The sequence below is a fragment of the Halomonas sp. H10-9-1 genome (genome assembly GCF_040147005.1).
Classification (GTDB): Bacteria; Pseudomonadota; Gammaproteobacteria; order Pseudomonadales; family Halomonadaceae; genus Halomonas.
Window position 1 is genome coordinate 2,566,260 of record NZ_JAMSHO010000001.1, and the last position, 15,383, is coordinate 2,581,642.

The window sequence follows — 15,383 nt, forward strand, 5'->3', positions numbered from 1 at the left end:
AGCCGATTGGCGCAGACACCGCTTTGTGATCGGCAGGCGGTCCGTTGCCGCAGCGGTGCGCATAGACCGCAGGAGCTGGCACAGCAAAAGCGTCGTTACGGGAGGGCGGCTGGAACTCTGTGGACGACCTTGGAGCTATCCCCTGGGGATAGCTCGCTGGTGCATCGCGGGCGTATGACGGTTGCTACAGCCGCCCTCGGGGGAGCGGCGATGGGCGAACTACTGTCCGCCGGCCGGCTTGGCGCTGAGCGCCACCGACTCGATGCGGTACGGCAGGATGCCCACGCGCCGGGCCTCGACCTTGAACGTGACGCGCTCGTTCTCGTCGGCGTCCTCCCATTCGTCGCGCACGGTGCGGCCCTCGACCAGCACCCGCATACCCTTCTGATACAGCGTCTTCCAGTGATCGGCGTCGCGGTGCCACAGCTCCACCGGCGCCCAGAAGCCGCCGCGATCTTCGTACTCGCCGTCCTTCTTCGGGATCGGGTTGTCGAAATAGACGTTCAGGCGAAGCAGCCGGCGCGGCTCGTCGTTGCCGTTCGGGAATTCGCGGTAGTCCGGCGCAGAACCGATGTTGCCCTCGCCGACGAAGTGCGTGCTCATGGTGACTCCTTGGTGGTGGGTGGAACGGCCGCGGTATGCCCGTGGACACGTCGCAGGTAAGCCGCTTCGGCCTGGGCGGCCTTGCTGGCGCATTCCAGGGCTTGGCGAGCGATGCTGTGGGTCAGGCTGATCTGCATGTTCAGCACGATGCGCTGCAGTTCCATCGCGTACAGCTCGTCGATCAGCGAGGCCGGCGTCGCGGGGTTGGCCAGCAGGGCCTCCCACAACGCCACGCCCATGGAGGAACGGTCGAGGTTGCGCCAGCGCAGGAAGGTCGTCCCTGCGCCAGTGGCCTGCTGGGCCAGTTGCACGTGGAGCAGGCTGAAGGGGTAGGCGCGCGCCTGGGGCAGCACGCGCCGCTGCGCCAGGCCAATCACGTCGTCGCGCAGCGCCGCGCACTGGCTGGCCCAGGTCTCCAGACTCCCCTTACCCTTAAAAGGCTGTAAAAGGCCTTTTAGGTAGCCTGCGTGTTCCAGCCGCTGGAAGTCCGCCTGTTCCAGCGCCACGAAGCGCGTGGAGTGGCTGATGGGGGGCGATGCCGTCATGCGTCAGTACCCTCATCGCCCGCCGCACCATCGGCTGCGCCATCCGTGTGAGCCGGCGCATCGGGCTCGATGGCGGGCGCAGCAGGCGGCGTGCCGGGCTTGGTCGTCCGCCGCGCGATCGGTGGCGCGAAGCGCGAGCGGCGCGTGCCTTCCAGCACGTCCTGCGGCAGCTCGCCGAACTTCTCCAGCGCCGCTCGCGCCGCGGCGTTCTTCGCCGCGAAGTCGTCGCGCGTCGTGCCCGAGTAGCGGTACTGCTGGGCCAGCGAGAACAGGCTGCGCAGCGCGTGCGCGCCATCATTGAGCCAGCGCTCCAAGGTGCTGCGGTCGATCAGCGCCGTGTGGTGCGCCAGGATGAGTTTGCGTGCCAGGTCGTCGTAGTCGGCCAGCAGGTACACCGCCATGAAACCGAGCTGAGCATTGACGAACAGCGGCAGCTTCACCGGCTGCACGTTCATGTTCTCGCCCAGCGACAGCGCCGCTGGCACGTCGGCCAAGGCCTGATCCACCTGTTCGCGCAGGGTCTGCAGACGGGTCCTGGTGTCGGCGAGCTTGTCCTCGATCCGCAACATCCACCAGTCCGAGTACGGGTCGTCCTGCTCGGCGCCGCGCTTCATCTTGTTCATGGCGCCGATATAGCCGTTGAGTCCGATGATGCCGGGGCGCCCCTCGGTCGGCGCGCGGCCGTGCCAGATGCGCGAAGCGTGGTGCGTGTGCAGCGTCAGCGACATCGCGCTGCGCAGCGATCCGAGATTCAGTTGCAGGGGTTCTGTGCGTTCGTTGGCCATGGGAGCGACTCGCGGTGAAGGGGCGAGTCGCCAGCATCGGCATCGGCCGGAAGGCTGTCAGTCAACAAACCGCAGCCCATGTGCGCCCGGTTTGTTCTGCACGGAAGGCTGTGTGTGCCGGCTATCCCCTGGGGATAGCTCGGCGGACTTGTTCGCGGCTCGCGCGGAGGTGAGACCGCGTTGCGGGGCTACGCCTCGCGAGGTCTGTACCAAGCGGCCCGTTGCCCCTCCACCTCACGGTAGCGAAGCTCGAACAGGCGGCACTCGTGCACCACCTGCCGCCAACTGCTGCAGCCGTACTTGGCTGGAAGTTGCTCGGGATGCCGGTCCGCGATCCAGCGGCCAGCGGCGGCGATGGGTGTCCAGCCCTCGACGGCCAACTGCGCGGCGGCCTCGCGCAGCGCGCGGACGATGCCGGCGGCCGGCCAGTCCACCGTGCCGTCCGGCGCGATGCCATTGACCACCAGGTCGTGGAACACATCCGACTGGACGAACTCCGCTGCCAGGCGCCGCGCCTGATCCATGTGCTCGGCCCAGCCGCGCAGCTGCTCGAAGTGTTGATCGATGCGCGTGTAGGCGGAACCGAGTTCGTCCTGTGCAACGCGGCACCCGTCCACGGTCCATAGATCGTGCTGATCGATGAAGTGGTGCACCAGGGTGTTGCGCAGCGATACCAGGTCTTTGAGGTCGGCCTGGGTGTTGGCGTAGTCCTGCGCAGACAGGCTCAGTTGCACGCGCGTGCGAAAGGAAATCACGTCGCCGGGAAGATCGTCGTCGCGTTCCTCGCCGCCATTTCCATCGGTGACGACATACGAACCAAACAGTTGTCCGACCAACGTGCCCAGGGTCTTGGTCGCGGCATCTTCAATCCGCGCTGCGCGAATGGCCTCCAGCGAATGCGCCGGGCCTGAAATCTCGTGGTGGGCCACGATGGCTTTCATGAGGCGCTCGTATTGTTGAAGGCGCAACAGGCATCTGCCCAGCAAGCGCTGAACGTCTTGCTGTAGTGGTTGCAGTGCGTTTGTGGCGGGGGAAGTCGTCGTGTCCATCGTCGGCCGGGCTCGTGCGTGGCTGTCCTCGTCTGATTCACAGGCGACAGTTTCGCCTGTCATTCGGCGGGCGACAATCGAGCGCGGCGGAAAGATGTCTGTTCCAGCTATCCCCTGGGGATAGTCAACATCAGCGATCACGCAAGGCTTCTCGGAGCTGAGCCAGGTAGGCACGTGCGACCTCGGGGTCAGCCGCACGGGATGCCGGCGGTGACGAGGGCGCAGGTGACGGGGGCGCTGGCGGTGCCGATGCACTTTCTCCGGCCCAGGCCTTGAACTCCCCGCGGATCGCCTTCTGGATGATGCCAAACAGGTAGCCGGCCGGGTTGCGTACCGCGCTGTTGTGGCAGCGTGCCGCCCACTCGTCGAGAACGGCCTGCCTCAGCGCCTCGTCCACCTGCTGCAGCGCCACCAGCGCGCCGGCCTGCTGCTCGTCCTTCAAACGCAGGAAACGGTCCGGCAGCCGCAGGTTCTGCAAGGCCCTCGCGCGCGGTACTGTACGTACTTCATTTATACGATCATTACGTACTGTACGGTCCTCCTTCGGAATCCGAAGAGAGCCGTCCGGCGCGGGTTTCGGCCCTGCTTCGGATTCCGAAGACGGGCGCGCAGCATTCCGAAGAAGGGCTTCCTGGCCTTCTTCGGATTCGTGGTCCGCACCCTCCTGTGGATAACCTGGCGTCGTCCAGCCATGCAGCGCCATGCGCTGCGCCAGCACCTGCAGGCGGGTCGGCAGCGTGCGGCCGCTGAGCAGCGGGTCTTCGGCAATCTCCTTGAGCGTGTTCATGCCCACGATCTGCACCGCCTTGGCGGCATGGGTCAGCGCCTGGCTGACCAGACCGAGGTAGTCGGCATCGAGCTGCATCGCCTCGAAGGGCGACAGCGGTTCGTCGTGCAGCACGTAGAGGTTGCCTTGGATACGGCCGGTCTTCGGGTCGCGCCGTCGTCGCACCAGGCTCAGCCAGCGCGTCAGCCGCAGCAGCGTCAGGGCGCGCGCCACGGTCTCGTGCGATGCCTGCGCCGCGCAGGGCATCGAGGCCAGGTAGGGGCGCAATTGGTCGTAGGTGGGAAAGGCGGTCACGCCGTCGTCGTTGAGCTGCAGGCGGAACACCTGCCAGGCGTTGCGCTCCAGCGGCGTCAGGCGTCGGTCGAGGAACAGTCGGCGCGGCACGCTCTCATGGCGGTTGCCGCTGTAGAGGAAACCGTCGGCGGCCGGCGCCGTGCCCTGCGCCGGTTCCTTCGGCTCAAGGTGCCGCAGCGCCTCGTCGAACAACGCCGACAGCGCAACGGGGCCTTCGCGCCGTGGTGCGCCGCCCGTGGTCATGGCTACACCAGCCCCTGGTCGATCCAGTTGCGTATCGCCGACCAGATCACCGACATGGGCAGGGTCATGGCCTCGGCCAGGTCCATGGTCAGCGCCAGCATCGCCATGTCGTCGGTCAGGGCGACATGGCGCTCGGCGACGCCGGCCTTCCAGCGCTCCCACAAGGCCACGTCCTGCGCCTCGTCGAGTACCGGATGCCGGCCCTTGCGCTTGGGCAGCCCGAGGATGTCGCGGCGCAGCGCCACTTCCTGATGCGTGAGGCCGTAGAACTTGCTGACCATCTCCGTGCTCGCCCCCAAGCGCAGCATGCGGTCCACCGTGGCGATCTCCCGCTCCACGTCGTGCACCTGGCTCAGCAGCCGCTTCAACACTTCCCGGTTCACCGATACCGAACACCACGACACCGTGGCATTCACCAGCATGCTCACGAGCTCGGGGTGTTTCAGCGCATCCAGCTCCTCCTCGCCGAAGCCCATGGCCTTGCAGCGGCGCAACTGGCCGTTGCGCAGGTCATGCAGGGCCTGGGCGATCACGGCCTGGTTGAGCGGGTGCGGTGCCGACATACGGGAGCCTCCTGCGCTCAGGAATCCTGGCTCGCTACGCCGGCTTCCAGATCCAGCAGCCGGCGCGCCAGGCGCAGCAGACGGAACAGCTTCACCAGCGCAGCATCGCTCAGGCGTGTGGCCGAGCCGCCATGGCCATGGAGCAGCGCCGCCAGCTCATCGGCCAGCCGCGCGCGGTCCAATCCGTTCGCGGCGGGCGGCGCTGCACTCAGCGCATGCAGCAGGGTCAGCACCGCCCGCGCGAACACCGGCAGCGCCTTCGCCTGGCCCACGGCCGGCGCCACGCAGACGAAGCCGATGCCGCCGTCGCTGGCCTCGATGTGGTCGGCTACCGCTGCGTCCCCGGCGATCTCGCGCGCGAATTGCGCGATGTGCACGCGCAGGCGATCCGGCACGTCCAAGCTCGGCTCGATGTACCAGACGTCCGAGATGGGATAGAGTCCGCCCGCCTGCACGGGGATCGCACGCAGCGCATCGGCCTCGAAGTCGGGCAGCTTGTCGCCGAGCTGGTCCGCGACCATCCGTTGGATGGACTGCAGGCGCTCGGTGGTCGGCGCCGGCGTCACGATGTGCCCTTGCAGGCGCTCGTCGCGCTGCCCGTGCTGCTCCTCCGGCGCCTCGAGCGGTGCAGGCGGTGTTGCTGCTGGCGCCGGAGGCGCGGCTGGCGTGGTGTCGCGCGGCACAGACGAGGCGGGTGGCTGCTGAGGCGCGGAGACCGGCGGGGGAGGTGCAGCAGGCACGACAGGCGCTGCCGCTGGCGTCGGCGCCGCCGGTTCGCTGGTCAGCGCACGCTGGCGGCTTTCGCTGTCGTTGATCTCCAGCGCCAGCGTGTCGTAGTCCGCCTCCAGCAGCTCGGCCATCTGGCCCACCAGCTCGTCCTGTACTCGCTGCGGCGAGAAGTCGTCCGGCTGTGTGTCGAACTGCGTCAGCACGTCCTGAAACAAGGTGGCGAAGTCCACGGCCACAGTGCGGCCCAGCGCCCGCCGCTCCCAGGTGCGCTCGCACGCCTTGCGCAGCACTGCGAGCCGGTCCACCTGATGCCGGCCCAATCCGCCGTACAGCAGCGTCGGGATCGCCGGCAGCAGATAGCGCACCGCATCGTTCATGCGGCTGATGTGTGACTGCGGCACCGGATAGCCGTCGGCCGTCAGCCGCCGCGCGAGTTCGCTCTGTGACAGCGCCTGGCCGCTTTCCTGCTCGTAGAACTCGCGCGCCTTCTCGATGCCCAATGCCCGCTCGATGAAGGTCAGCCCGCCGCGCAGCTCGTTCTCGGCCAGATGTCCGGTCAGCGCCACGATTTCGCCGCGCGCCGGCCACGGGCGGAACAGGCACGCAATGCGGAAGAAGCGTTCCTCCTTGGTCTCGCTCCACAACTCGCGCAGGATCGCCAGCCGCGTGTTGCCGCCGTTGCGAATGATGTAGTGCGCCTCGCCCGGCCTGCGCGTGATCGCGGGGGGCGCGTCCAGCCCGCGTTCGCGGATGGACGCCTTGATCTCCGCATAGGCCGGGTTGCGCGTCACGCGCGGGTCGTGGTCGTAGGGCCGCAACTGGTCCAGCGTCACCACCATCGGCGTGTCGGCGATGGGGTCGCTCAAGGTCGCGGCCGAAGGGCCGCTGCGCTCGAAGCCGGTGGCCAGAAGCTTGGCAGCCATGTCCTGCGGCGTCAGCTCAGCCACGGCCGTTCTCCTGCGCCTGCCGGTCGGCGCGGCGAAGTTGCGCGCGGGCATTGCGGTCGGCACGGTGGTCGCTCGCCGTCGAACTGGTGTAGATCGACGCGCAGCCTTGCTTCGTGAATTTCAGGTGCCCGCCGGACGTGCGCACCACGCGCCAGCCTTCGCCCAGCGCGAACTCGATCAGCGCGCGCAGCCGTTCACGGCCGCGCGCCAGTTCATGTGCGCTCGCCATGGCTGGCCCCTCCCGCATCGGCCCGGCCGGTGACCAGCGCGAAGCACTCCCGCCACGCGGGGAACAGCTCGCCGGCCAGCGTGCGCATGGTCTCCAGCGCCGCGGGCGCCGTGCGCCCAGCCGGCTGCCGGTACTCCACCCGGTGCACTGGCAATCCTCGTGTCGCAGCGCGCGGATAGGCTTCGATGGCCGGCACGTCGGTGCCCAGCACCTGCACGCCGGCCTGTTCCTGGAACACCTGTCGCAGCGCCTGCTGGACCAGCCGCGCGTTCGACGACACCGGATGCACACGGTTGATGAGCAGGCGCAGCGGCGGCGGCTCGATGCCCAGGTGCCGATACGGCGCGATGTCCTCGATCAGTTGCAGCGTGCCGCGCCGCAGCTCGCGCGCCGCGAGGATTTCCGGCGTCACCGGCGACAGCGCCAGGTCGGACGCCAGCACAGCCATCTCCAGCAGCACGCTGCGCGCGCCCTGGGTGTCGATCAACAGCAGGTCATAGTGCGTGCGGAAGACGGGCAGCAAATGGCGCAGTCGCAGGCGCCCATCCGGAGCGTGCAGCAGCAGCGTGTTCAGTTCACCGCGGTCGTCGTTGGAGAGCACCAGGTCCAGGCCCGCGATCGCGGTGCGTGACACCAGTTGCTCGATGCGCCGCTCGTTGAAGGCCAGCATCTCGTAGATGCCGCCGGGCGCGCGCGCGTCCAGCGTGAAGTAGCTCGACAGCGTGGGCTGCACGTCCAGGTCCAGCAGCAGCACGCGCAGCCCGGCATCGGCGATAAAGCCGCCCAGGTTGGCCGCCGTCGTGGTCTTGCCCACGCCGCCCTTGGTCGAAATGATGGACACCACCTGCATGGGCTTCTCCTCGTCGAATGGCATGAACCGAGAAGAAGCGTCAGGCGCGTTCTTTGAGGCGATCGGCGATCCACTGTTCGATCTCCACCGAGTCCCAGCCCACCGCGCGCACGCCCAGGCGCAGCGCCTTGGGGAACTTGCCTTCCTTCATCAGGCTGTAGATGTGCGCGCGCTTGAAGCCGGTCTTGGCTTCGACCTCGGCGCGGCGCAGGATGCGGTGCTCGGTCGGTGCCGCCGTGGCGGTGGTCTGCGAAGACATGAGGGTCACTCCTTAACGCTCAGTGGCGCTGATTGGCGTGACTCGCATTAAGAACGCCGCGCTGAGGAAAGACACCGCAAATGCGGCATCCGCGACCGCAGATACGGTCTGGCATCGCTCAGGAATTTGTGCTCTGCAGATTGCGCCGAGCCAGTGCGAACTTGGCCTGCAGCGTGCGCTCGGTGATGCCCATCGCGTTGCCGTGGTGCGCCACCATCGCGCTGATGATGGCTTCCTGCGTCAGGAAGCTGGAATACGGCATGCCGCTGGGCGACTTGCCCAGCAGTAGCGTCAGTAACCCGCCAACGATGTTCAGGTAGGTCGATTCGCTGCGCGGCCCAGGCGTGCTCGCACGCTCCGCGTCGGCCGTGTAGGCGGCGTGCGTCTTCAGCAGCGCCTCGTGCTCGGCGCGCAGCGTCTCGTGCACGCCCAAGTGTTCCGCCAGCCGCGCCTTGATCGCTTCCCGCTCGGCCATCAATGCGCCCACTGTGTCCAGGCTGATCGCCGGGTGAAGCGCACGCTCGATCTCATCGAACAGAAACGCCGGTTTCTCGCCGGGGTAGTAGTGCGCCATCCAGGCTTTCAGATCGACGTGCCGCACGGTCAGCGACGGGTCGTCCATCGTCAGGCCCTGCGTGTCCCGCGCCAAGCCGTCCTTGCCATACGGCAGCTCGCCGTGAGCCAGCGCATCGAAGATTCTTTCGGCGTTCAACCGCAGCATCGGCCAGCGCGGAAACTCCGTTGCCTCCGGCAGAGGCCGCTGTCCCAAGGTCGCCAGGATGCGCTGCTCGAAGCGCAGCAATCCGCTCCAGCGGATTGCCGCCTCGATCGGGCGGTAGTAGGTCTTGGCGCCATCGGCCAGGCTGCTCGACTTCGGCATATCACGCGCCTCCATTCGTCATCGCACCGAGTCCACACACACGCACCCGCCGTACAGGCGACGTGCGTGGCTGTCCAGAAATCTCCGGGCGAAACGAGCAAGTGGCGAAGCGGCGAAGACCGTGGCATCGACGATGCCGCCGGTTTCGTTGCGAGATGTGCGTCTTGCCGCGCATGGCGCCATCACTCACAATTCGCAAGCCGCGAAACATGCTGTCACCAGCATCATTCGCGGGCACCATGCCTGACCCGGATAACCAGGCCAAAGTCTTTGCAGGGGAAAAGGCCCAGTAAAGCGCGATCAGCTCAACACGCCAGAGCCGATGCGCATACGGCAAGCACTGTTGCGCCGCGCGTCTTCGCTGTGACGCGCCACGATGGGCATGCGAGTTTCATCGCAGGATGCCAACCGCAAGCGCGAGCAACGCCTGGATGCAGCGCGCCCGTGCACAACGTCAATGGAAACCCGCTATGACAAAACAGGTCTGGCGGTTTGACCAAAATGGAATCGGCCAACCCGCCTGAAACAGCCTCATGCGAGCCGTTGCGTATCCAACGGCATATGGCCGACACGCTGCGCACGGTCGATGAAGTGGTGCAGTGGCTCCGACATCGCGCCCTCGGGATGTAGCAGGTAGGTCGTCAGCGCCGCCGAGTCTTCATCCAGCGGCCGGACGATCACGTCCGCCTGCCGGCATGCCACCACGTGCGCCTCGGTGGAAAATCCCACGCCATAGCCGGCCGCCACCAGGGCCAGCATCAGCGAGTGGGTCGTCACGTACTCGGCCACGACCGACGGTGTCTCCACCAGGCGTAGCAGGCGCTCGCATTGCCGGCTGCACTCCGCACACACCTGCGGGTGGCACAGCACCAGCGGGTCTTGCCACACCGGCATGGCGACCACCCCGGCCTCCATCTCGCCGGCCATCGCAAAGGCCGCGTCGTACAGGTCGTTGCCCAGCCCGCCCACCACCTGCGACAGCGGCGCCTCGAACAGCCGGATGCCCACTTCCGGCGCCTCCTCCCGGCACAGCGCGAGCAGCGCCGACAGCCGGGTCCGCCCGACGCCGCCGGCCAAGGCGATGCGCAGGGTGCCCCGGTGTCCCGCCGCCACCGCCCGCGCCTTGGTCTGGGCTTGCTCAAGGGTCAGCAGCACGCGCCGGGCCTCCTCCAGGAACACCTGCCCGGCCGGGGTCAGGCGCACCCCGCGCTCCAGCAGCGTCACGCCCAAGTCCGCCTCCAGTTGGCGGATCGTTCGCGACAGGGGTGACTGCTCCACATGCAGCCTTCGCGCCGCCCGGCCGAAGTGCAACTCCTCGGCCACGGCGATGAAACAGCGAAGATGGCGTAAGTTCATGTACTTCCCCCCCAGAAAGTGGAGTCCATTCCTCTGGCCGTAGGGAACCGCATGAGTGCTTCCCGGTGGCGATGCCGGTCACAGAGGCTTTCCAGTTGCCGCCATCCGGCCTTCAGTCGCTGGCGAGGCTGCGAGTGTCCAGGCAAGGCCGGGTTATTCCATCGGTGTTGCCATATCACACAAAACCACGGACAATCAATAATAGTTCTTATTAGCATCTGTGTCTGAATGGAGTGAAGCCGATCAAGCCCGACGTGGCGAACCTGTCCGTCACTACCCACGGCAGCGTGTTCTGGAACGACGAACGCATGGGCGACGAGCAGCTCGCGCAGCGGCTGCAGGCCTCCGCGCCGCGTCAACCGCAGCCCGAGGACTTCATCCGCGGCGACCGCCTGGTGGATCTACGAGCGCGTCGCCCAGGGGATGGCGGCTACGCAGAAGTCCGGGGTGTTGGAGCTGGGTTCGTGACCGACCAGGCCACGACCGGGGTGAGCCGAAAGACACCCCCATGAAACTGCATCGGCACGCCCGCCCTGACGCCGGCGTGTCGTCGTCGGCTGCACCGATCGCGAACTCCGACACGCGTGAGCGCCTGCGCGCGGTGCTCGACACACCGGCTGATTTACCAGCCTTGCGGACGCAGCATCGTCTTCGCGGCCCTGGTTCGCAGGAACGCCTGCGTCATATTGCTTGGCCGCCCGCCCTGGCATGGCAGCAGCAAACACTGGCCATCAGCATTCAGTGTCCGGCTGTGTGCGCCGGCCAGCTCCGCGCGTGTCGGCGACGGGCCTGGTCCCGACAGGCATGAGTGCTTCGACGCGATGCAATCGAAGGAGGTACTGACGGGATGCGGATGTAGATGCTGGCGCCCGAGATGCCGAACCAGAAGAAGACAAACAGGAGGTGGCCTTGGATTTCAGATTGCTGCGTTACTTCGTCGCAGTTGCGGAAGAACTGCATCTGGCCCGTGCAGCCGAGCGTCTGGGCATCGAGCAGTCGCCTGTGTCGCGTGCGATGCGCGACCTGGAAAGCCAGCTTGGCGTGCAGTTGTTCGACCGCAGCACACGCCTGACGCGGCTGACCTGGGCCGGCCAGGTGTTCCTCGGCGAATGCCGGCGCGTGATGGCCACCGTGGAGCAGGCAGTCAAGAGCGCCAAGGCGGCGGCACAGGGCTACCAGGGCCATCTGCGCATCGCCATCTGCGACAGCCTGGCGCAGCCCCGCATCGCCACCCTGCTGGCACGCAGCCGTGAGGAGGAGCCCGAGCTGGAGATTCGCGTCTTCGAGCTGCCGTTCGCGCAGCAGCTCAAGATGCTGCACGACGATCTGCTGGACATCGGCTTTGCGTTGTCAAACGCGGTGCATGATGGCCTCGTCGCCGAGCCGGTGTGGACCGACCCGCTGTCGGTGATCGTGCCCGCACGCCATCCCTTGCTGGCACACGTGCAGGTGCCGCTGCCCGAAGCCTTGAAGTTTCCGCTGGTTCTGTGCCACCCCGAGGCGGGCTCCGGTTGCCGCCACCAGATTCAGGCGGTGCTGCAGGACACGAACATGCCGCTCAAGCTGGTGGACGAAGTGACCAGCCTGGGCGTGATGCTGACCCTGGTCGGCGCCGGCTACGGCATCGGCTTCGCCATCGCCTCGCAGGTGCAGACGCTACAGCGCCCGGACATCTCCATTCGTCCCCTGGCCGGCATCCCACCGATGCTCTCCACCTACCTGCTGCGCCGCCGGGGCGAACCCTCGGAGCCCATGAGGCGATTCATCGAGCGGGTGAAAGACGGGGCCGCGCCGGTCGATGATGAGCCGGTCCTTTGAGGACGCAGCTCGCCTGTCCGTTGCGGCCTGTGGCGTTATGTGCCGGTGGACAGATAGACTTCGGAATGAAATCCGATGCTCTGGCTGTTGATGGATGTGCTTGGCTCGCTTTGGATCACCCGCAACGGCCTGCGTTGACCAGGCCGAAGACTTGAGTCCACAATCGAGTCCATTCCGTGACGCCTGGATCGGAAAAAACGTTCGTAATAAACGAGTTAGCGACCGGGTGCTGTTCCCTTCACCCGCTCCATCTTATTGACCTTCCGTGGCCGTTCCCCCGGGTCACCCTGGTGCGTCCCATGGCCCTGTTCCTGCTGGTCTTCGCCGTCTGCCTACTGATCTTCGGTGGCATGATCGGCATCCTGCTGCTCTCCGGCACGCCGCGCTTTCGCACCGATCCCGTGCAACTGCTCAGGCTCTTCGAACAGGCCCTGGAGGGCCGCGTGAACGAGAGCGAATGGAACGCCATCATGGGCTACCCGATCCGCCACGACGACTATCTGGACGGCGTGCGCCGCCGCGCCCAACGCCTGATGGATGAGCACGGCAACCACGGCCGCGCTGCTCGCGGCAAGCCGCTGCTGGACGCGACGGGACATGGTGAGCTCGAGGCGCTGCGCGCCCACCTGGCACGCCGTCAGGCCCTCCAGGAGCGCTCAGGCAGCGAGCAATGAATCAACCTGCCGCACGGAGTAGGATGCGCTTTCGCCCGCCCGCCGGAGGGAAGCCACCATGCCTAGCGTGATCCACCAGACGCCCCTCGATACCGCCACCCGCCACCATGCCCACGACTTCCACCAGGTGGTGATCGGCCTGCGCGGCCGCGCGGAGTTCGAGATCGCGGGGTTGGGCGGCGCCATCTCGGCGCTCTCCGGCTGCATCGTGCCGGCCAACCATGTGCACTACTACGCCGGCACCGGCGACAACCGCCAACTGATCCTCGACCTGCCGACCCGATCCGCCGCCCTTACCGGGCCCCAGCACCGGCTCGCCCGCCTGTTCGACGCGCCCCGTTTCTTCACCCTGGACGACCCGCTCAAGCGCTACCTGGAGTTCCTGCTGCTGGAACTCGAACACTCGGCCCACGACGACGAGCAGGGCGAGCGCCTCGCCGCCACCCTGCTAGGCTGCCTGTACGGTCGCCTGGCCCGCAATGAGCCGCCGCCCGCCTCGCGGCTCAACCTGGAGCGGCTCGAGCGCTTCATCGAGGCGCATCTTGCCCGCCGGCTGAGCGTCGCCGACCTGGCCCGGGAGGCGTGCCTCAGCGAATCACACTTCCGCGACTGCTTCCGTCGACAGACCGGCCTCACGCCCTGGCAGTTCGTGCGCCGGCGGCGCCTGGAGGCCGCCCGGCGCCTGCTCGAGGAGAGCCGGCTGCCGTTGGCGGAGATCGCCGCCCTCACCGGCTTCAGCACCCAAAGCGCTCTTTCCCACGCCTGTCGCGAGGCCTATGGCCAGCCACCGAGCCACCTGCGCGGGCGCCTGGCCGCCACAACCCGATCCACCGCCGGCACGCTGCGCCGGGCCGCCTCCCCCGCCACAAATTAAGACAAAAGTCTAACAACCTGATGCCGATGCCCGGCAATTACCGTGATTTTCGCAATAACTCCCGCGGAATCCATAAGCATCATCGACGCCAAGCACCTACAGTCAGGAGAAGGCCAGGCTGCGACAGCTTCGCCCTCATGGCGCCGGTACAACCGGATAGGGGTTCTGGTCCCGAACGCCACACAACCGATTGACATCACAGGAGGCCTCCTCCGGAAAACACCGCCACCAAGCCTCGGGGCATTCGGGCGTGGCGAGATATCCACACAACAAGGTCAATAAAGCGGTGCCTGGCTGCCGACCCCTCGGCACTGGCACCAATCATTCGGAGCCAAGCTCCACCCTGATGAACTGGAGAGTTTTCATGGAAACTGGTGTATGGATCAGCCTGCTGGGCTACTTCGCGCTCATGATCGCCATCGGCGTTTATGCGATGCAGAGAGCCACCTCGTCCTCCGAGGACTACATGCTCGGGGGACGCGGCCTGAGCCCCAAGGTAGCCGCGTTGTCGGCCGGGGCCTCGGACATGAGCGGTTGGCTGCTGCTGGGGCTGCCCGGAGCACTGTTCGCCTCGGGCCTCGGCTCGGCCTGGATCGGCATCGGCCTGCTGGTGGGCGCTTTCTTCAACTGGACCCTGGTCGCTCCCCGCCTGCGTGAGCAGACCGTCCACTACGGCAATGCGATCACCATCCCCGAGTTCCTGGCCAACCGGTTTCCGACCCGGGCCCTGTCATTGCGGACGGTGTCGGCCATCGTCATCGTCGTATTCTTCGCGGTCTACACCGCCTCTGGCCTGGTGGCGGGAGGCAAGCTGTTCGAAAGCGCCTTCGCCGGGGTATTCGACTTCGGCGGCATGAGCAACTACACCGCGGGGGTGATCATCACCCTGGGCATCGTGCTGGCCTACACCGTCATCGGCGGCTTCCTGGCCGTCAGCCTGACCGACTTCGTGCAGGGCTGCATCATGATGCTGGCGCTGGTGATCATGCCAGCGGTGGTGCTCTTCGGCGAGGGCGGTGGCGGCTTCTCCCAGGCTTCCCAGACGCTCAACGAGGTGGATCCTACCCTGCTGACCTGGACCGAAGGGCTGACCATCGTCGGCTGGCTGTCGGCGGTGACCTGGGGGCTGGGCTACTTCGGCCAGCCGCACATCATCGTGCGTTTCATGGCCATCCGCAGCCTCAAGGAGGTCCCGGTGGCACGCAACATCGGCATGTCCTGGATGGCTATTTCGCTGATCGGTGCCGTGTCGCTGGGCATCTTCGGCCGGGCCTATGCCGTGCGCAACGGCATAGACGTCGAGGACCCGGAGACCATCTTCATCATCCTGGCCAACCTGCTGTTCCACCCGCTGATCACCGGCTTCCTCTATGCCGCGCTGCTGGCGGCGATCATGAGCACCATCTCCAGCCAGCTGCTGGTTTCCTCATCGTCACTGACCGAGGACTTCTACCGGCTCTTCCTGCGCAAGCAGGCATCGGACAAGGAGACGGTAGCGATCGGCCGCCTGTGTGTGGTGCTGGTGGGTATCGTCGCCGTGATCATCGCCTCCAACCCCGATTCCCAGGTGTTGGGCCTGGTCAGCAACGCCTGGGCAGGCTTCGGCTCGGCCTTCGGTCCGCTGATCATCCTCTCGCTGATGTGGCCGCGCACCAATGGCGCCGGTGCCATCGCCGGCATGGTGGCAGGTGCCCTCACCGTGATGATCTGGATCTCGCTCGGCTGGAACGGCTCCTTCATGGGCGGGCCCGGCGTTTACGAGATCATCCCCGGCTTTATCGCGGCCTGGGTGGCCATCATGGTGGTGAGCCTCGCCACCCCCGATGCCGGTGAGTATCAGCATATCGAGCGCTAGGTCTGGCCCCAGATGTCGCGCTGAGTCAAACAATGCCATGTGG

General features: G+C 66.7%; 17 protein-coding genes. 5 read left to right on the forward strand and 12 right to left on the reverse strand.

From position 1 onward, the window contains the following. Positions 1-219: 219 nt before the first annotated feature. From NFH66_RS11785 to NFH66_RS11840, 12 genes are all read right to left on the reverse strand, one after another. Entirely contained in the window at positions 220-603 is a 384-nt protein-coding gene (locus NFH66_RS11785; protein ID WP_013721963.1) for a single-stranded DNA-binding protein, read from the reverse strand. Then, complete coding sequence (locus tag NFH66_RS11790) at positions 600-1,148, reverse strand: DUF3158 family protein (protein ID WP_034021438.1); 549 nt, start codon at positions 1,146-1,148, stop codon at positions 600-602. The genes NFH66_RS11785 and NFH66_RS11790 overlap by 4 nt, the downstream gene beginning before the upstream one ends. Beyond that, the gene (locus NFH66_RS11795; protein ID WP_015038897.1) at positions 1,145-1,933 is read right to left on the reverse strand and encodes a PFL_4669 family integrating conjugative element protein; all 789 of its coding nucleotides are present in this window, start codon (positions 1,931-1,933) and stop codon (positions 1,145-1,147) included. The genes NFH66_RS11790 and NFH66_RS11795 overlap by 4 nt, the downstream gene beginning before the upstream one ends. Positions 1,934-2,121: 188 nt before the next feature. After that, on the reverse strand, positions 2,122-2,874 hold the full coding sequence (locus tag NFH66_RS11800) for an OST-HTH/LOTUS domain-containing protein (protein ID WP_023101518.1): 753 nt from the start codon (positions 2,872-2,874) through the stop codon (positions 2,122-2,124). 238 nt (positions 2,875-3,112) lie between these two features. Then, positions 3,113-4,306 carry an STY4528 family pathogenicity island replication protein gene (locus NFH66_RS11805; protein ID WP_209939216.1) on the reverse strand — a complete coding sequence of 398 codons (1,194 nt, stop codon included), beginning with the start codon at positions 4,304-4,306 and terminating at the stop codon, positions 3,113-3,115. A gap of 2 nt (positions 4,307-4,308) precedes the next feature. Then, complete coding sequence (locus NFH66_RS11810) at positions 4,309-4,869, reverse strand: DUF2857 domain-containing protein (protein ID WP_016446180.1); 561 nt, start codon at positions 4,867-4,869, stop codon at positions 4,309-4,311. A 17-nt stretch (positions 4,870-4,886) separates the two neighbouring features. Next, positions 4,887-6,545, reverse strand: coding sequence for a ParB family protein (locus tag NFH66_RS11815; protein WP_349610437.1), 1,659 nt, complete (start codon positions 6,543-6,545; stop codon positions 4,887-4,889). After that, a complete protein-coding gene (locus NFH66_RS11820; protein ID WP_012584779.1) occupies positions 6,538-6,774 on the reverse strand; it encodes a hypothetical protein in 237 nt (78 codons plus the stop codon). The genes NFH66_RS11815 and NFH66_RS11820 overlap by 8 nt, the downstream gene beginning before the upstream one ends. Continuing rightward, positions 6,758-7,624 carry a ParA family protein gene (locus tag NFH66_RS11825; protein ID WP_023093165.1) on the reverse strand — a complete coding sequence of 289 codons (867 nt, stop codon included), beginning with the start codon at positions 7,622-7,624 and terminating at the stop codon, positions 6,758-6,760. Before NFH66_RS11825 ends, NFH66_RS11820 begins: the two co-directional genes overlap by 17 nt. 40 nt (positions 7,625-7,664) lie before the next feature. Then, positions 7,665-7,883, reverse strand: a complete 219-nt coding sequence (locus tag NFH66_RS11830; protein ID WP_016446183.1) for an AlpA family transcriptional regulator — start codon at positions 7,881-7,883, stop codon at positions 7,665-7,667. A 118-nt stretch (positions 7,884-8,001) separates the two neighbouring features. Next, a complete protein-coding gene (locus NFH66_RS11835) occupies positions 8,002-8,763 on the reverse strand; it encodes an ATP-binding protein (protein WP_349610438.1) in 762 nt (253 codons plus the stop codon). 531 nt (positions 8,764-9,294) lie between these two features. Beyond that, positions 9,295-10,119, reverse strand: a complete 825-nt coding sequence (locus NFH66_RS11840) for a LysR family transcriptional regulator (protein ID WP_349610439.1) — start codon at positions 10,117-10,119, stop codon at positions 9,295-9,297. A 254-nt stretch (positions 10,120-10,373) separates the two neighbouring features. On the opposite strand from NFH66_RS11840, the gene NFH66_RS11845 reads away from it, so the two are divergent. The 5 genes from NFH66_RS11845 to putP all read left to right on the forward strand — a co-directional run bounded on the left by NFH66_RS11845 (position 10,374) and on the right by putP (position 15,340). Beyond that, positions 10,374-10,631, forward strand: coding sequence for an ExbD/TolR family protein (locus NFH66_RS11845; protein WP_280059662.1), 258 nt, complete (start codon positions 10,374-10,376; stop codon positions 10,629-10,631). 397 nt (positions 10,632-11,028) lie between these two features. After that, a complete protein-coding gene (locus tag NFH66_RS11850; protein WP_018077868.1) occupies positions 11,029-11,937 on the forward strand; it encodes a LysR family transcriptional regulator in 909 nt (302 codons plus the stop codon). A gap of 299 nt (positions 11,938-12,236) precedes the next feature. Continuing rightward, entirely contained in the window at positions 12,237-12,611 is a 375-nt protein-coding gene (locus NFH66_RS11855; RefSeq protein WP_349610440.1) for a hypothetical protein, read from the forward strand. Positions 12,612-12,669: 58 nt separating this feature from the next. Beyond that, positions 12,670-13,485, forward strand: a complete 816-nt coding sequence (locus NFH66_RS11860) for a helix-turn-helix domain-containing protein (protein WP_349610441.1) — start codon at positions 12,670-12,672, stop codon at positions 13,483-13,485. Between the two features lie 364 nt (positions 13,486-13,849). Next, entirely contained in the window at positions 13,850-15,340 is a 1,491-nt protein-coding gene (gene putP / locus NFH66_RS11865) for a sodium/proline symporter PutP (RefSeq protein ID WP_349610442.1), read from the forward strand. Positions 15,341-15,383 lie beyond the last annotated feature (43 nt).

Excerpts from the sequence above, each read along its gene's own strand:
- NFH66_RS11805 (WP_209939216.1), bottom strand. The coding sequence starts at position 4,306 with ATGACCACGGGCGGCGCACCACGGCGCGAAGGCCCCGTTGCGCTGTCG.
- NFH66_RS11785 (WP_013721963.1), bottom strand. The coding sequence starts at position 603 with ATGAGCACGCACTTCGTCGGCGAGGGCAACATCGGTTCTGCGCCGGAC.
- NFH66_RS11825 (WP_023093165.1), bottom strand. The coding sequence starts at position 7,624 with ATGCAGGTGGTGTCCATCATTTCGACCAAGGGCGGCGTGGGCAAGACC.
- NFH66_RS11855 (WP_349610440.1), top strand. The coding sequence starts at position 12,237 with ATGGCCCTGTTCCTGCTGGTCTTCGCCGTCTGCCTACTGATCTTCGGT.
- putP (WP_349610442.1), top strand. The coding sequence starts at position 13,850 with ATGGAAACTGGTGTATGGATCAGCCTGCTGGGCTACTTCGCGCTCATG.
- NFH66_RS11795 (WP_015038897.1), bottom strand. The coding sequence starts at position 1,933 with ATGGCCAACGAACGCACAGAACCCCTGCAACTGAATCTCGGATCGCTG.
- NFH66_RS11840 (WP_349610439.1), bottom strand. The coding sequence starts at position 10,119 with ATGAACTTACGCCATCTTCGCTGTTTCATCGCCGTGGCCGAGGAGTTG.
- NFH66_RS11820 (WP_012584779.1), bottom strand. The coding sequence starts at position 6,774 with ATGGCGAGCGCACATGAACTGGCGCGCGGCCGTGAACGGCTGCGCGCG.
- NFH66_RS11830 (WP_016446183.1), bottom strand. The coding sequence starts at position 7,883 with ATGTCTTCGCAGACCACCGCCACGGCGGCACCGACCGAGCACCGCATC.
- NFH66_RS11835 (WP_349610438.1), bottom strand. The coding sequence starts at position 8,763 with ATGCCGAAGTCGAGCAGCCTGGCCGATGGCGCCAAGACCTACTACCGC.
- NFH66_RS11800 (WP_023101518.1), bottom strand. The coding sequence starts at position 2,874 with ATGAAAGCCATCGTGGCCCACCACGAGATTTCAGGCCCGGCGCATTCG.
- NFH66_RS11810 (WP_016446180.1), bottom strand. The coding sequence starts at position 4,869 with ATGTCGGCACCGCACCCGCTCAACCAGGCCGTGATCGCCCAGGCCCTG.
- NFH66_RS11790 (WP_034021438.1), bottom strand. The coding sequence starts at position 1,148 with ATGACGGCATCGCCCCCCATCAGCCACTCCACGCGCTTCGTGGCGCTG.
- NFH66_RS11860 (WP_349610441.1), top strand. The coding sequence starts at position 12,670 with ATGCCTAGCGTGATCCACCAGACGCCCCTCGATACCGCCACCCGCCAC.